This is a genomic window from Pseudomonas oryzihabitans (assembly GCF_007665395.1).
Classification (GTDB): Bacteria; Pseudomonadota; Gammaproteobacteria; order Pseudomonadales; family Pseudomonadaceae; genus Chryseomonas; species Chryseomonas psychrotolerans_C.
Map to the genome: position 1 here is coordinate 121,610 of NZ_VDND01000009.1, position 12,843 is coordinate 134,452.

General features: G+C 69.8%; 14 protein-coding genes. All 14 read right to left on the reverse strand.

Annotated elements, in window-relative coordinates:
* Positions 1-43 precede the first annotated feature (43 nt).
* Positions 44-712, reverse strand: a complete 669-nt coding sequence (locus FSV73_RS18380; protein WP_145009490.1) for a cytochrome c1 — start codon at positions 710-712, stop codon at positions 44-46.
* Positions 709-1,902, reverse strand: coding sequence for a cytochrome b (locus FSV73_RS18385; RefSeq protein ID WP_260856109.1), 1,194 nt, complete (start codon positions 1,900-1,902; stop codon positions 709-711). Before FSV73_RS18385 ends, FSV73_RS18380 begins: the two co-directional genes overlap by 4 nt.
* The gene (gene petA, locus FSV73_RS18390; RefSeq protein ID WP_145009493.1) at positions 1,899-2,477 is read right to left on the reverse strand and encodes a ubiquinol-cytochrome c reductase iron-sulfur subunit; all 579 of its coding nucleotides are present in this window, start codon (positions 2,475-2,477) and stop codon (positions 1,899-1,901) included. Before petA ends, FSV73_RS18385 begins: the two co-directional genes overlap by 4 nt.
* Entirely contained in the window at positions 2,474-3,496 is a 1,023-nt protein-coding gene (murB, locus tag FSV73_RS18395; protein WP_145009496.1) for a UDP-N-acetylmuramate dehydrogenase, read from the reverse strand. The genes petA and murB overlap by 4 nt, the downstream gene beginning before the upstream one ends.
* Complete coding sequence (locus tag FSV73_RS18400) at positions 3,486-3,959, reverse strand: low molecular weight protein-tyrosine-phosphatase (protein ID WP_186309275.1); 474 nt, start codon at positions 3,957-3,959, stop codon at positions 3,486-3,488. The genes murB and FSV73_RS18400 overlap by 11 nt, the downstream gene beginning before the upstream one ends.
* Before the next feature lie 6 nt (positions 3,960-3,965).
* A complete protein-coding gene (kdsB, locus tag FSV73_RS18405) occupies positions 3,966-4,730 on the reverse strand; it encodes a 3-deoxy-manno-octulosonate cytidylyltransferase (RefSeq protein ID WP_145009502.1) in 765 nt (254 codons plus the stop codon).
* Positions 4,727-4,912 carry a Trm112 family protein gene (locus FSV73_RS18410; RefSeq protein ID WP_059232294.1) on the reverse strand — a complete coding sequence of 62 codons (186 nt, stop codon included), beginning with the start codon at positions 4,910-4,912 and terminating at the stop codon, positions 4,727-4,729. Before FSV73_RS18410 ends, kdsB begins: the two co-directional genes overlap by 4 nt.
* 14 nt (positions 4,913-4,926) lie before the next feature.
* A complete protein-coding gene (gene lpxK, locus FSV73_RS18415) occupies positions 4,927-5,934 on the reverse strand; it encodes a tetraacyldisaccharide 4'-kinase (RefSeq protein ID WP_145009505.1) in 1,008 nt (335 codons plus the stop codon).
* Entirely contained in the window at positions 5,931-6,371 is a 441-nt protein-coding gene (locus FSV73_RS18420) for an ExbD/TolR family protein (protein WP_145009509.1), read from the reverse strand. The genes lpxK and FSV73_RS18420 overlap by 4 nt, the downstream gene beginning before the upstream one ends.
* On the reverse strand, positions 6,368-7,003 hold the full coding sequence (locus FSV73_RS18425) for a MotA/TolQ/ExbB proton channel family protein (RefSeq protein WP_145009512.1): 636 nt from the start codon (positions 7,001-7,003) through the stop codon (positions 6,368-6,370). The genes FSV73_RS18420 and FSV73_RS18425 overlap by 4 nt, the downstream gene beginning before the upstream one ends.
* Positions 7,004-7,223: 220 nt before the next feature.
* Entirely contained in the window at positions 7,224-9,464 is a 2,241-nt protein-coding gene (locus FSV73_RS18430; protein ID WP_145009515.1) for a DNA internalization-related competence protein ComEC/Rec2, read from the reverse strand.
* Positions 9,465-9,569: 105 nt separating this feature from the next.
* A complete protein-coding gene (locus FSV73_RS18435; RefSeq protein ID WP_145009518.1) occupies positions 9,570-10,811 on the reverse strand; it encodes a lipoprotein-releasing ABC transporter permease subunit in 1,242 nt (413 codons plus the stop codon).
* 7 nt (positions 10,812-10,818) lie between these two features.
* Positions 10,819-11,520, reverse strand: coding sequence for a lipoprotein-releasing ABC transporter ATP-binding protein LolD (gene lolD, locus FSV73_RS18440; protein WP_026083696.1), 702 nt, complete (start codon positions 11,518-11,520; stop codon positions 10,819-10,821).
* Positions 11,513-12,763 carry a lipoprotein-releasing ABC transporter permease subunit gene (locus tag FSV73_RS18445; RefSeq protein ID WP_145009521.1) on the reverse strand — a complete coding sequence of 417 codons (1,251 nt, stop codon included), beginning with the start codon at positions 12,761-12,763 and terminating at the stop codon, positions 11,513-11,515. The genes lolD and FSV73_RS18445 overlap by 8 nt, the downstream gene beginning before the upstream one ends.
* Positions 12,764-12,843: the final 80 nt, after the last annotated feature.

Below are 12,843 nucleotides of genomic sequence, written 5' to 3' on the forward strand. Positions count from 1 at the left end.
TAAAGGGGGGATTATCTCGCACCTTGCCGCTTTCGACCTAGTCTCATCGCTCATCGTCGGGCAATCGCCGCCAGAATTCACGCTTGAGCCAGCAGGCGAGCACGGTGAACAGCCCCAGATAGCCCAGCACCCAGGGCGCGAGTCTCCGGGCCAGGCTGCGCTCGGGAGCGGCGGAGTAGCCCAGGTAGGCGACCAGGTCGTCGACGGTACGGGCGAATTGCTCGGGCGTCTGGGCGCCACTGCCCGGCTCCAGCTTCAATACACAGCGATCCGCATGGCAGTCGCGCGATTGCCGACCGCGCAGGGCGGCCAGGACGTCCGGCATGCGGGTACCGGGTGCCGCGAGGTTGTCGACCCCCAGGGGACGACCCGGCGCCACATAGAACTCCTGCAGGAAGGCACGCAGCCAGGCCTCGCCGCGTACCGCGGCGATCAGGCTGAGATCGGGCGGCACGCTGCCGAAGGCGCGGCGGGCGTCCTCGGGCTTGAGCAGGCTGAGCATGGGCGCGCTGGCGGTGCGCCCAGGCGCCCAGCTGGCGAGATCCAGCTGAAGATCCCCGGCAACCCGTTCGAAGCGCTGGTATTCCTGGCCATGGCAGGCCAGGCAGTAGCGACCAAAGGTGATGGCGCCCGCCCGTGGATCGCCGGGCTCGGCGGCGGCAGCCAGGCCGGAACCGAGCAGCAGCAGGCCCAGCAGCAGAGCGCGCCTCACGCGCCGGACTCCGGCAACGGCCGAGGCCGGCCCAGCCTGCTGTACCAGGGCATGCCCAGCAGGCTGGCGAAGTAGACGCCAGCCGCCAGCCGCGCCAGCCACAGACGTTCGTCGGTCAGCGCCACCACCCCCAGCACCCCGAGGACGGCGAAGGCCAGGCAGGCGGCATACAGCCCCAGCCGCGCCGGCCAGGCCTTGCGCCGCACCGAACGGACCGCGCTGCGATCCAGCCAGGGCAGCACGAACAGCAGCGCCAGGGCCAGGGCCGCCAGACCCAGGCCGCCGGCCTTGCTCGGCACCGCGCGCAACAGGGCATAGAAGGGCGCCAGGTACCAGGGCGGGGCGATGTGCGCGGGGGTGACCAGGGGGTTGGCGGCCTGCTGGTTGGCCGGCTCCAGCACCAGGCCGCCCAAGTCCGGTGCCAACAGCACCACAGCGAGGAAGACCAGCAGGAAGATGGCCAGCCCGCAGAGGTCCTTGAGCGTCAGGTAGGGGTGGAAAGGCACCCCGGCGGCACCGCTGACATCGCGATCGTCGCCTTCGGGATTGTTCGAGCCGGTCTGGCGCAGGGCGACCACGTGCAAGGTCACCAGCAGCAGAATCAGCACGGGCAAGCCCACCACGTGCAGGGCCTGGAAGCGGCGCAGGGTGGCGTCCGACAGCACCACGCCACCGCGCAGCAGATCGGCGAGGGTCGGGCCGACCAGGGGCAGCGCCTCGACGGCGTTCAGCGCCACCTGGGCGCCCCAATAGGAGAGCTGGCCCCAGGGCAGCAGGTAGCCGAAGAAGGCCTGGGCCAGCAGCAGCACATAGAGCAGCACGCCAAAGCTCCAGACCAGCTCGCGCGGGGCCCGATAGGAGCCGTACAGCAGGCCGCGCAGCATATGCAGATAGAGACAGACGAACAGCGCCGAGGCGCCCACCGCATGCAGGTAGCGGATCAGCCAGCCGAAGGGGACCTCGCGCATGAACAGCTGCACCGAGGCGAAGGCGCCCTTCACGCTGGGCTCGTAGCCGAGCAGCAGCCAGAGGCCGGACACCAGCTGCAGCGCCAGGATGAAGACCAGCAGCGAGCCGAACAGATAGAAGACGTTGAGGTTGCGTGGCACCCGGTACTCGCTGACGTGCCGCCGCCAGAAGGCGCGCAGGGGCAGCCGTCGCTCCAGCCAGTCGTGGCGATCATCCTTCATGCGTCCCCCTCGCCATCGCTGCCGATGATCAGCAGGTTCTCGCCCTGGAAATGGTGGGGGGGCACGGCCAGGTTGAGCGGTGCCGGCTGGTCGCGATAGACCCGGCCGGCCAGATCGAAGTGGGAGCCATGGCAGGGACAGAGGTAGCCTCCGTCCCGGTCCGCCGCGCCCGGCGCCAGGGAGGGAATGCAGCCCAGGTGGGTGCAGATCGCGGTGACCACGAAGAGGTCCGGCCGCCGCGATCTCAGCCGTGGATCGACATAGGGCGGCTGGCTGGATTCCCGGGAATCCGGATCGGCGAGTCCGGCGGCGTCGGCCAGCAGCCGGGCCTGGTCCGCCGCGCTGCGGCGCAGCACGCAGACCGGCTGGCCGCGCCACTGCACGGTGAGCTGTTCGCCGTCGCGCAGGGCGGAGATATCGACCTGCACCGGCTCTGCCGCAACCTGCGCCGAGCGACTGGGCCGCAGGGCGCAGACGAAGGGCACGCTACCGGCCGCCAGGCCCAGACCGCCCACGGCGGAGGTGGTGGCGATCAGCAGGCGGCGGCGCTGGGCATCGGGCGCATCGTCGGTCACGTCAGGCTTCCCGGCTCCATGTCCAGCGTCACGCCGAAGCGCTCCCGCACCGAGGTGCGGATGCGCTCCGCCAGCGCCAGGACATCGCGACTATTGGCGCCGCCGAAGTTGACCAGCACCAGCGCCTGGGCGGCATGCACTCCCACGGCGCCGTCGCGATGACCGCGCCAGCCGGCCTGGTCGATCAGCCAGCCAGCGGCCAGCTTGACCGAGCCATCGGCCTGGGGATAGGTCGGCAGGGTGGGATAATCGTCCTTGAGCGCGGCCGCCGCGGCGGCCGTCACCACTGGATTCTTGAAGAAGCTGCCGGCATTGCCCAGCACCGCCGGGTCGGGCAACTTGCTCCGGCGGATTGCGCAGATCGCCGCGCTGACCGCCTCGGGTGTCGCGTGCTCGACGCCCGCCTCGGCCAGGGCCTGGCGTACCGGACCGTAGTCCAGCACCAGCTGCGGCTGGCGACTGAGCTGGAAGCGGACCCGCAGCACAATCCAGCGGCCGGCCTCGGCCTTGAAGCGACTTTCGCGATAGGCGAAGGCGCAGTCCTCTGGCGCCAGCTCGTGGAGCTCGCCGCTATGGCGGTCGAGCACCGTGACCCCGGCGCACCTGTCCTTGAGTTCGACGCCATAGGCGCCGATGTTCTGGATCGGCGAGGCGCCCACGGTGCCCGGGATCAGGCTGAGATTTTCCAGGCCATACCAGCCGTTGGCCAGGGTGGCCATGACGAAGGGATGCCAGGATTCGCCGGCCTCGGCTTCCACCAGCAGGGCATCGCCCTCCTCCGCCAGCAGGCGGATGCCGCGCGAGGTCAGCCGCAGCACCAGGCCCTCGACCCGCTCGGGCAGGACCAGGTTGCTGCCACCACCCAGTACCCGCAGCGGTACGCCCAGGTCACGGGCCAGCGCCAGGGCCTCGCGGACCTCGGCGTCATTCGCGGCTTCCAGGTAGCTATCGGCTTCGGCCACCAGGCCGAAGGTGTTGAGTCCCTGCAAGGGGAACCGTTGCTGGACGTCAGCGACCATGACGGGTAGCCACCTCGGCGACCAGGCCGTCGCAGGCGCTTTCCAGCAGGTCGAGGACCCGTTCGAAGCCGGCCGCGCCGCCGTAATAGGGATCGGGCACCTCATCCACCGCCAGGCCCTGGCGCGCCAGGAATAGCTCGGGCACCGCGCCTTCTGCGCCCGCGGGCCGCAATTGCTCCAGCCAGGCGAGGTTGTCGTGGTCCATGGCCAGGATCAGGTCGAAGCGCTGGAAGTCCGCGGCCGTGACCTGGCGCCCGCGCAGGCCGCCGAGGTCATAGCCGCGCCCGGCGGCGGCCTGGATGGCGCGGGCATCCGGCGCCTTGCCGACATGCCAGTCACCGGTGCCGGCCGAGTCCAGCTCCACCGCCCCGACCAGGCCGGCGGCGTCCAGCTTGGCCCTCAGGATGCCTTCGGCGGTGGGCGAGCGACAGATGTTGCCCATGCAGACGAAGAGGATGCGCAGGGTCATCTAGGCTCCCAGCAGGCGTCTGACGCGCTCGAGGTCTTCCAGGGTATCCACCCCGGCCTGGGGCGCTTCCAGGGCATCGGCGACATGGATGCGCACGCCGTGCCAGAGGGCGCGCAGTTGCTCCAGAGCCTCGGTCTCTTCCAGGGCACAGGGGCCCCAGCCGACGAAGTCGGCGAGGAAGCCGGCGCGATAGGCGTAGATGCCGATGTGGCGACGATAGGGAAAGCCCGGGGGCAGCTGCGAGCGGTCGCCGGCGAAGGCATTGCGCGCCCAGGGCAGCGGCGCCCGGCTGAAAGTCAGCGCCAGGCCGTTCACGTCGGTGCTCACCTTGACCACATTGGGATTGAACAGGCTGTCGACGTCGTGGATAGGCTCGGCCAGGGTGGCCACGCCGGCCTCGGGATGTGCGGCGAGATTGCCCGCCACCTGGTCGATCACCGCCAGCGGTATCAGGGGCTCGTCGCCCTGCACGTTGACCACCAGGGCGTCGTCGGCCAGCCCCAGCAGCTCGGCCACCTCGGCCAGGCGATCGGTGCCCGAGGCATGGTCGGCGCGGGTCAGCAGCACCTGGGCGCCAAAGGCTTCGCAGGCGCGCAGGATGTCGTCGTGGTCGGTCGCCACCACCACCCGCTCGGCGCCGCTGCGCCGGGCCTGCTCCCAGACGTGCTGGATCATCGGCTTGCCGGCGATGTCGAGCAGCGGCTTGTTGGGCAGCCGGGTACTGGCGAGCCGGGCCGGGATGACGACGGTGAAGGCGGTGCTCATTTGTCCAGGCGCTCGTCCGTGGTGATGACGCGCGCCTCGCTTTCCAGCATCACCGGGATGCCGTCGCGGATCGGGAAGGCCAGGCCGGCGGCCTTGCTGATGAGCTCGGTCTTGTCGTCGCTCAAGATCAGCGGGCTCTTGGTCAGGGGGCAGGCGAGGATGTCGAGCAGCTTGAGGTCCATGGGCGATAGTTCCGTCAGAGAGAGTGTTCGGGCAGGAGGCGATCAAGACGCCCATCCAGCCAGGCGACGAAGGCGGCCGAGGGCTGGGCGTCCACCGCCAGGTACCACCAGTCGGCGGCGGCGAAGGGCCGGCACTTGACCGCGTCCTTCTCGGTCATCACCAGCGGCAGCTCGGGCGTGAAGGCCAGGTCCGCGGCGCGGTAGGCGGCATGATCGGCGAAGGCATGGGGCAACGGCTGCCAGTGTAGTCCTTCGAGGGTGGCGAAGAAACGCCCGGGGTTGCCGATGCCGGCCAGGGCATGCAGGCGCTGCCCGGGCGGGAAGAAATCCAGCGGTCGCGCCTCGCCGCTGTGTAGATTGATGAGCGCGCTGGGCTGCAGGGTCAGGCCGAAGCCGTCGGCGGGGTCGACCGCGGCGCCGTTGTGGATCACGGCGTCCACCTCGGCCAGGCGCTCCAGGGGTTCGCGCAGGGGGCCGGCGGGCAGGCAGCGGCCATTGCCGAAGCCGCGCGCGGCATCGACCATCACCAGTTCCAGGTCGCGGGCCAGGCGATAGTGCTGCAGACCGTCGTCGCTGAGGATGACATCGAGCCGCTCCTCGGCGAGCAGCCGTTCGACGGCGCGGCCGCGATCGGGATCCGTGACCAGGGCGACCCCGGTACGCTGCACGATCAGCAGCGGCTCGTCACCGGCAACGGCGGCGCTGTCGGTCGCCCGCACCCGCCAGGGCAGACTCGGCGGCGTCGCGCCATAGCCGCGACTGACCACGCCGACCCTGAGGCCACGGGCGCGCAGGTGGCCGATCAGCCAGAGGATCATGGGCGTCTTGCCGGTGCCGCCGACGGTGAGATTGCCCACCACGATGACCGGGACCGGGGCGCGATGGATGCTGCCCTCCCCGGCCAGGAAGCGCTGCCGCTTGCGCCGGGCGACCCGGCGATAGAGGGCTTCCAGCGGCGCCAGCAGGCCCAGGGCGGGATGGCCCTGGTACCAGGCGCGGACCAGGCGGTCGCCCAGGCTCACGGGCGTTTCGCCTGGGCCTCGAGGGTGGTGATGCGCAGCTGGCTGAAGCCCAGCTTGCCGGCGGCGTCCATGGCCATGACCACTGACTGGTGAGTGGCGCGGCCATCGGCGGTGATCACCAGCGGCAGGCTATTGTCCCCACCGGACTCGCGCTGCAGGGCGGTGGTCAGGCCGGTCAGGTCGTTGCGCGCCAGGGTCTGGCCGTTCAGCGCCATCTGGCCTTCGGTGGTGATGCTGATTTCCAGGGTCTTGCCCTGGTTGGCCGCGGCGGCGGCGCTGTCGGCCTCGGGCAGTTCGATCTTCAGCTGGCTGGGCCGGCTGAAGGTCGCGGTCACCACGAAGAACAGCAGCAGGACGAAGATGACGTCGATGAAGGACGCCAGGTTGATATAGACCTCTTCGCGAGCAGCGCCCCCGGCGCGGCGACGGAATTTCACGCGGCGGCTCCTTCGCGGACGTCCACCTCGCGATCACCGTGGAGGATATCCACCAGCTTGACCGCTTCCTGCTCCATGCCCACCACCAGCTCATCGACGCGACGCAGCAGGTAGCGATGGAAGAACACCGCGGGAATCGCCACCAGCAGACCGGCGGCGGTGGTCACCAGTGCCTTGGAGATACCGCCGGCGAGGATGGGCGCATTGGCCATGCCGTCGTTCATGAAGGCACTGAAGATGTCGATCATGCCGAACACCGTGCCGAGCAGCCCCATCAGCGGAGCCAGGGCAGCGATGCTGCCGAGGGTGTTGAGATAGCGCTCGAGGTCGTGCACCACGCGGCTGCCGGCTTCCTCGATGGCTTCCTTCATGATGTCGCGGCCATGGCGGGAATTGGTCAGGCCCGCGGCGAGGATGTCACCCAGCGGCGAACCGGCGCGCAATTCGCGCAGCCGCTCGGCGTTGAGCTGCTTGTCCTGGATCCAGCGCCAGACCTGGGCGAGCAGGTTGGGCGGCGCGACCCGGCTGCGCCTCAGGGTCCACAGCCGCTCGGCGATGATGGCCGTGGCCAGGATGGAACTGAGGATGATCGGCAGCATCATCCAGCCGCCCGCTTTGACCATTTCGAACACGAGACCGTTACCCCCGCCGCAAAATGCGGCCACTCTAGCACGAACGCCGGAGAGCCTGTTCAAGGGGTCGTGAGCTGGAGAAGACGAAAGACCAGAGGAAGCGGAGCGGACCCGCGGGCGGGTTTACGAAAGGTAAATGGGCATTCCGACCGGGCCGCCCAGCGACCCAGGGGTGTTGCACCGCCGTCTGGCCGCCGCGCAGCAGCCGTTGACCAGGCGCTCAGGGTGTCGCCGGGGGCGTCCGCCACCAGTGACGCGCCTGGCGTTGACCACGCGGTACCTCCCAGCGCCCGAGAGTCCACGTCAGGGCGCCAAGCTCGGCGGTGTCATAGGCCAGCACGCCGCGCTCGCGATAGCGTTGCAGCACCTGCGGATGGGGATGGCCGTAGCGGTTGTGGCGGCCACGCGAGATCAGCACGCCGCGGGGTGCCACGGCGGCGATGAAGGCCGCACTGGAGCCGCTGCGACTGCCATGGTGCGGGGCGCCGAGCCATTCCGCGGCGAGCGGCAGGCCGCTGGCCACCAGCTCGCTTTCGCGGCGTTCGTCGATGTCGCCGGTCAGCAGCAGGCGCTCGCCCCGGGCCTCGACCCTCAGCACGCAGGAGGCGGCATTGGCGTCCGCGCTGGCGCGCCACCAGGTGGTGAAGCTGACCTTGTTCCACACCCAGCTGGCGCCGTCCTCGCAGTCCCGCGCCTGCAACCGCGGCTCGAGACGCCCGGCCTCGCCGCTGAGCACCCGACCTGGGGGCAAGCCCTGGGCCACGGCCGGCGCACCGCCGGCATGGTCGGCATCCGCATGGCTGAGCAGCAGCACGTCCAAAGTTGCCAGGCCAGCGCCGCGCAGATTGGGCAGGACCACGCGGGCCCCGCTGTCATAGCTGCCCAGCCGTGGCCCGGCGTCGTAGAGCAAGGCGTGATCCCGGGTGCGCACCAGCACCGCCAGGCCCTGCCCCACATCCAGCACGGTGATCCGCGCCTGGCCAGGCGCAGGCAACGGGATCAGCGGAAACAGCGCCGGCAGCATGAGCAGCATGCCGAAGCCGCGCAGCGGCACGCCCGCCGGCAACAGGGCGAGCAAGGCACCGAGGCCCGCCAGCCCGAGTGCCCAGGCGGGAGCGAGCGCCGGCTGCCAGGCCGTGGCCAGGCGCGCCAGCCACTCCAGCAGCCAGAGCAGGCTGTGCAGGAGACCGCCCGCCAGCAGCAGCGCGGGATCGCCCAACGGCGACCACAGCAGAGACAGCGCCGTCCCCACCAGCGCCAGGGGCACGATGAAGATATCCATCAGGGGTACGGCGACCGCATTGGCCAGCGGGCCGCTCAGGCTGAGCGGCAAGCCCAGCGCCAGCAGCAGGGGCGCCAGGCCGAGGGTCATGCACCCCTGGGCGCGTCCCAGACTGATCCACCCGGGCAGGCGTCCCAGGCGCCCGGCGAAGCTCCACAGCAATACCAGCACGGCACCGAAGGACAGCCAGAAGCCTGGCAGGAGTACCACCAGCGGATTGGCCGCCAGCACCAGCACCAGGGCCGCCAGCAGTGCGTCGCCGAGGCGTACCTGCTGGCGGCCGAGTTGCCAGAGCAGCCCCAGGGTGACCATGACGCAGGCCCGCTGGACCGGCACCTCGAAGCCGGCCAGCAGGCCGTAGCCCAGGGCGGTGGCGATGGTCAGCCCCGCCGCGGACAGCCGCCAGGGTAGCCGCCGCGGCCAGTAGCCACGGCGCGCCAGACTGACCACCCCGGCATAGACACCGAGGGCGATCAGGCCGATGTGCTGACCGGAAATCACCATCAGGTGCACGGTGCCGGTATCCTGGAACAGCTGCCACTGGGAATCGGTGATCCCCGAGGCATCCCCTACCACCAGGGCCGCGAGCAGCCCGCCCTGCCCGGCCGGATCGCGGACCTGCAGGTACTGGCGGATACCGTCGCGCCAGGTCGCCAGGCCAGCGGCGGCGGCCAGTCGCTGGCCATCCTTGACGCTACCGGTGGCGCCTATGCCCTGGGCCAGCAGCCAGGCTTCGCGATCCTGCCCCAGGGCATTGGCCACGCCCGCCGGCCGGCGCAGCTCCACGGCCAGTCGCCAGCGCTCGCCGGCCAGGGGCCGGGGGCCGCCGTACCAGTTCAGGCGTATCCGGGCGGGTAGGCGCAGTTCGCGCCGGCTGGTCGGCTGACTCAGCACGAAGCCGACCGAGTCGTCCCCCACCGCCGGCAGGCCACTCACCTGGCCTTCGATCCACAGCACCCGCTGCTCGAGTGCCGGATCCAGGCGATCGTCCAGGGCGCCCTGGGCATTGAACACCGCCCAGGCCAGCCCGAGACCGAAGGCGCCCAGGACGAACAGCCGCGTCCCCAGCAGCACGGCGGCTACCGCGGCGAGGGCGGCCAGCCAGGCGAGCGAAGGCAGCGCCGGCAAGGCACGCAGGACCAGCACACCCAGGGCGAACGCGAGCAGAGCGGCGCGCATCAGGACTCCATCCGTGGAGAACCAGCAAGGCTTCAGATGCGCGGATTAGACCAGTTCGCGGGCCGCAGGGCCAGGGGCGCACAGCCACCTGGCCCGGCGCGGGGATCAGTCGTAGCGCAGGGCTTCGGCCGGCGAGGTGCGCGAGGCGCGCCAGGCGGGATAGAGGGTCGCCAGGAAGCTCATGCTCAGGGCTGCCACGGCGATCAGCACCACGTCCTCCAGCTCCAGCCGTGACGGCAGGTTGCTGATGAAGTACATGTCGCCGCCGAACAGCTTGTGGCCCAGCAGCCGTTCCAGCGCCGCGATCCACTGGCTGACGTTGAGCGCCGCGAGGACCCCCAGGATGCCGCCGATGAGGGTCCCGACCAGACCGATCACCGTGCCCTGGACCATGAACACCGCCATGATCTGCCCGGGCGTGGCGCCCAGGGTGCGCAGGATGGCGATGTCGGCCTTCTTGTCGGCCACCACCATGATCAGGGTGGCGATGATGTTGAAGGCGGCCACCGCCACGATAAGCAGCAGCAGCAGGCCGATCATGGTCTTCTCCATCTGCATGGCCTGGAACAGGCTGCCCTGGGTGCTGGTCCAGTCACGCGCCTGGTAGCCGTCGCCCAGGGCCTTGGCCACGTCACGGGAGATGCGCGGCGCCTGGAACAGGTCGTCCAGCGCCAGGCGGATGCTTTCCACCTGACCCGGCTGCCAGCCCTTGAGCGGCGCGGCGTCGGCCACGTTGACCAGAGCCAGCGAGGCATCCAGCTCGGCGCCGACCTTGAAGGTGCCGACCACGGTGAAGCGCCGCAGGCGCGGGGTGATGCTGCCGGTGGCGCCGACCTCGGGGATGATCACCGTGACCTGGCTGCCCACCTCGAGCTGGAAGCGGCGGGCGGCGATCTCGCCCAGCACGATGCCGAATTCGCCCGGCTTGAGGGCATCCAGGCTGCCCTGGGTCATGCGCTCGCCGACGATGGAGACGCGTTTCTCCTGGCTCGGATCTATGCCGTCCACCAGCAGCGGCTGCATGCGGCCCCGTACCGAGAGCATGCCCTGCAACTGGGTGTAGGGCACCGCCGCCAGCACATGGGGCTGCTGCTCGGCCTTGGCCGCCAGCGGACGCCAGTCGTCCAGCGGCTGAGCCGCGCTGATGAAGGCATGGGGCACCATGCCGAGGATGCGGCCGCGCATTTCTTCCTGGAAGCCGTTCATCACCGACAGCACCAGGATCATGGCCAGCACGCCCAGCGCCAGGCCGAACATGGAGACCAGCGAGAAGAAGGAGATGAACGACCTGCGCCGCTTGGCGCGGGTGTATCTGAGGCCGACGAACAGCGAAAGCGGTCTGAACATGACGACCTCAGACCTGCCGGGCCGGCGTGGCGTCGACCAGATGGCCCTCGTCCAGGCGCAGCATCCGGTCCATCTGGCCCGCCAGCACCTGGTCGTGGGTCACCACCAGGAAGGCCGTGCGCAGCGAGGTGGACAGCTCCAGCATCAGGTCCTGGATACCGTGGGCGGTGTGCTGGTCGAGGTTACCGGTGGGTTCGTCGAGCAGTACCAGCTTGGGCTGGTTGACCAGCGCGCGGGCGATGGCCACGCGCTGGCGCTCACCGCCGGACAGCTCGGCCGGTTTGTGGCCCAGGCGGTGACCGAGACCGACCCGCTCCAGCAGCTTGGCGGCGCGCTCGCGGGCCTCGCCGATGGACGCCTTGCCGATCAGCAGCGGCATGCAGACGTTTTCCAGGGCGCTGAATTCGGGCAGCAGGTGGTGGAACTGGTAGACGAAGCCCATGGCGCGGTTGCGCAGGAGGCCACGGGCCTTCTCGTTGAGCGCCGACAGCTCTTCGCCGTCGAGCCAGACACTACCGCTGCTGGGGGTATCCAGGCCGCCCAGGAGGTTCAGCAGCGTGGTCTTGCCCGACCCCGAGCTGCCGACGATGGAGACCCGCTCGCCCGGCTGCAGGGTCAGCTGGACGTTGCTCAGCACCTCGACGGTCTGGGGGCCTTCCTCGTAGCGCTTGCCCAGGTCCTGGCAACGCAAAACGGCTCGATCATTCATAACGCAGGGCCTCGGCGGGTTGGGTACGGGCGGCGCTCCAGGAGGGATAGAGCGTGGCCAGGAAGCTCAGGGCGAAGGACGCGCCACAGACCAGCAGGACGTCGTGCAGCTGCAGCTGCGCCGGCAGGTAGTCGATGAAATACACCTCGGCATTGAGGAACTGGTGGCCGGTCACCTGCTGCACCCAGGCCAGGGCGGCGCTGACGTTGAGCGCGGCGAGCACGCCCAGCACGCAGCCGATGGCGGTGCCGATGACGCCGATGAAGGTCCCCTGGACCATGAACACCGCCATGATCTGCCGCGGTGTGGCGCCCAGGGTGCGCAGGATGGCGATGTCGGACTTCTTGTCGGTCACCACCATCACCAGGGTGGAGACGATGTTGAAGGCAGCGACGGCGACGATCAGCAGCAGCAGCAGGCCGATCATGGTCTTTTCCATGCCGATGGCCTGGTAGAGATTGCCGTGGGTGCGGGTCCAGTCGCGGGCGTACCAGTCGTTGCCAGGCAGTTGGCGGGCGATGTTCCAGGAGACGTCGGGAGCCTGGAACAGGTCGTGCAGCTTCAGGCGCACGCCCTGTACCGCCTGCGCCGGCCAGCGTTGCAGCCGCGCGGCGTCCTCGATGTCGATCAGGCCCACCGAGCCGTCCAGCTCGCCGGCGCCAACGCTGAAGATGCCCACCACGGTGAATCTCTTCATGCGCGGGAACATGCCGGCCGGGGTCACCGCCACTTCGGGGGCGATGTAGGTGACCTTGTCGCCGACCTTGACGCCCAGCTTCTCGGCGGCCAGCGAGCCGATGACGATGCCGAACTCGCCCGGCTTGAGGTCGTCGAGCCGACCCTGGCGCATGAAGCTGGCGATGATCGAGACCTTGGGTTCCTCGGCCGGGTCGATGGCGTTGAGCAGCACCGTCTGCACCGCCTTGCCATTGGCCAGCATGCCCTGCAACTGGGTGAAGGGCGCCACCGCGGCCACCTGGCCGTTCTGCAGCGCCCGCTCGCGCACGCTGCGCCAGTCGAGCACGGGCTGGTAGGACTCCACCGTCGCATGGGGAATCATGCCGAGGACGCGGTCGCGCATCTCGCGATCGAAGCCGTTCATGACCGACAGCACCACGATCATGACGACGACGCCGAGGGCCAGGCCGATCATGGAGGTGAGCGAGATGAAGGAGACGAAATGATTGCGGCGCTTGGCGCGGACGTAACGCAGGCCAAGGTAGATCGGCAGGGGTCTGAACATAGGCTCGCTTGCACGGCGGAAAGACGTAGGCGCCCGGCGGGTTGGACGGCGACACCGTGCCGGCTCGCCGGCTACACTCG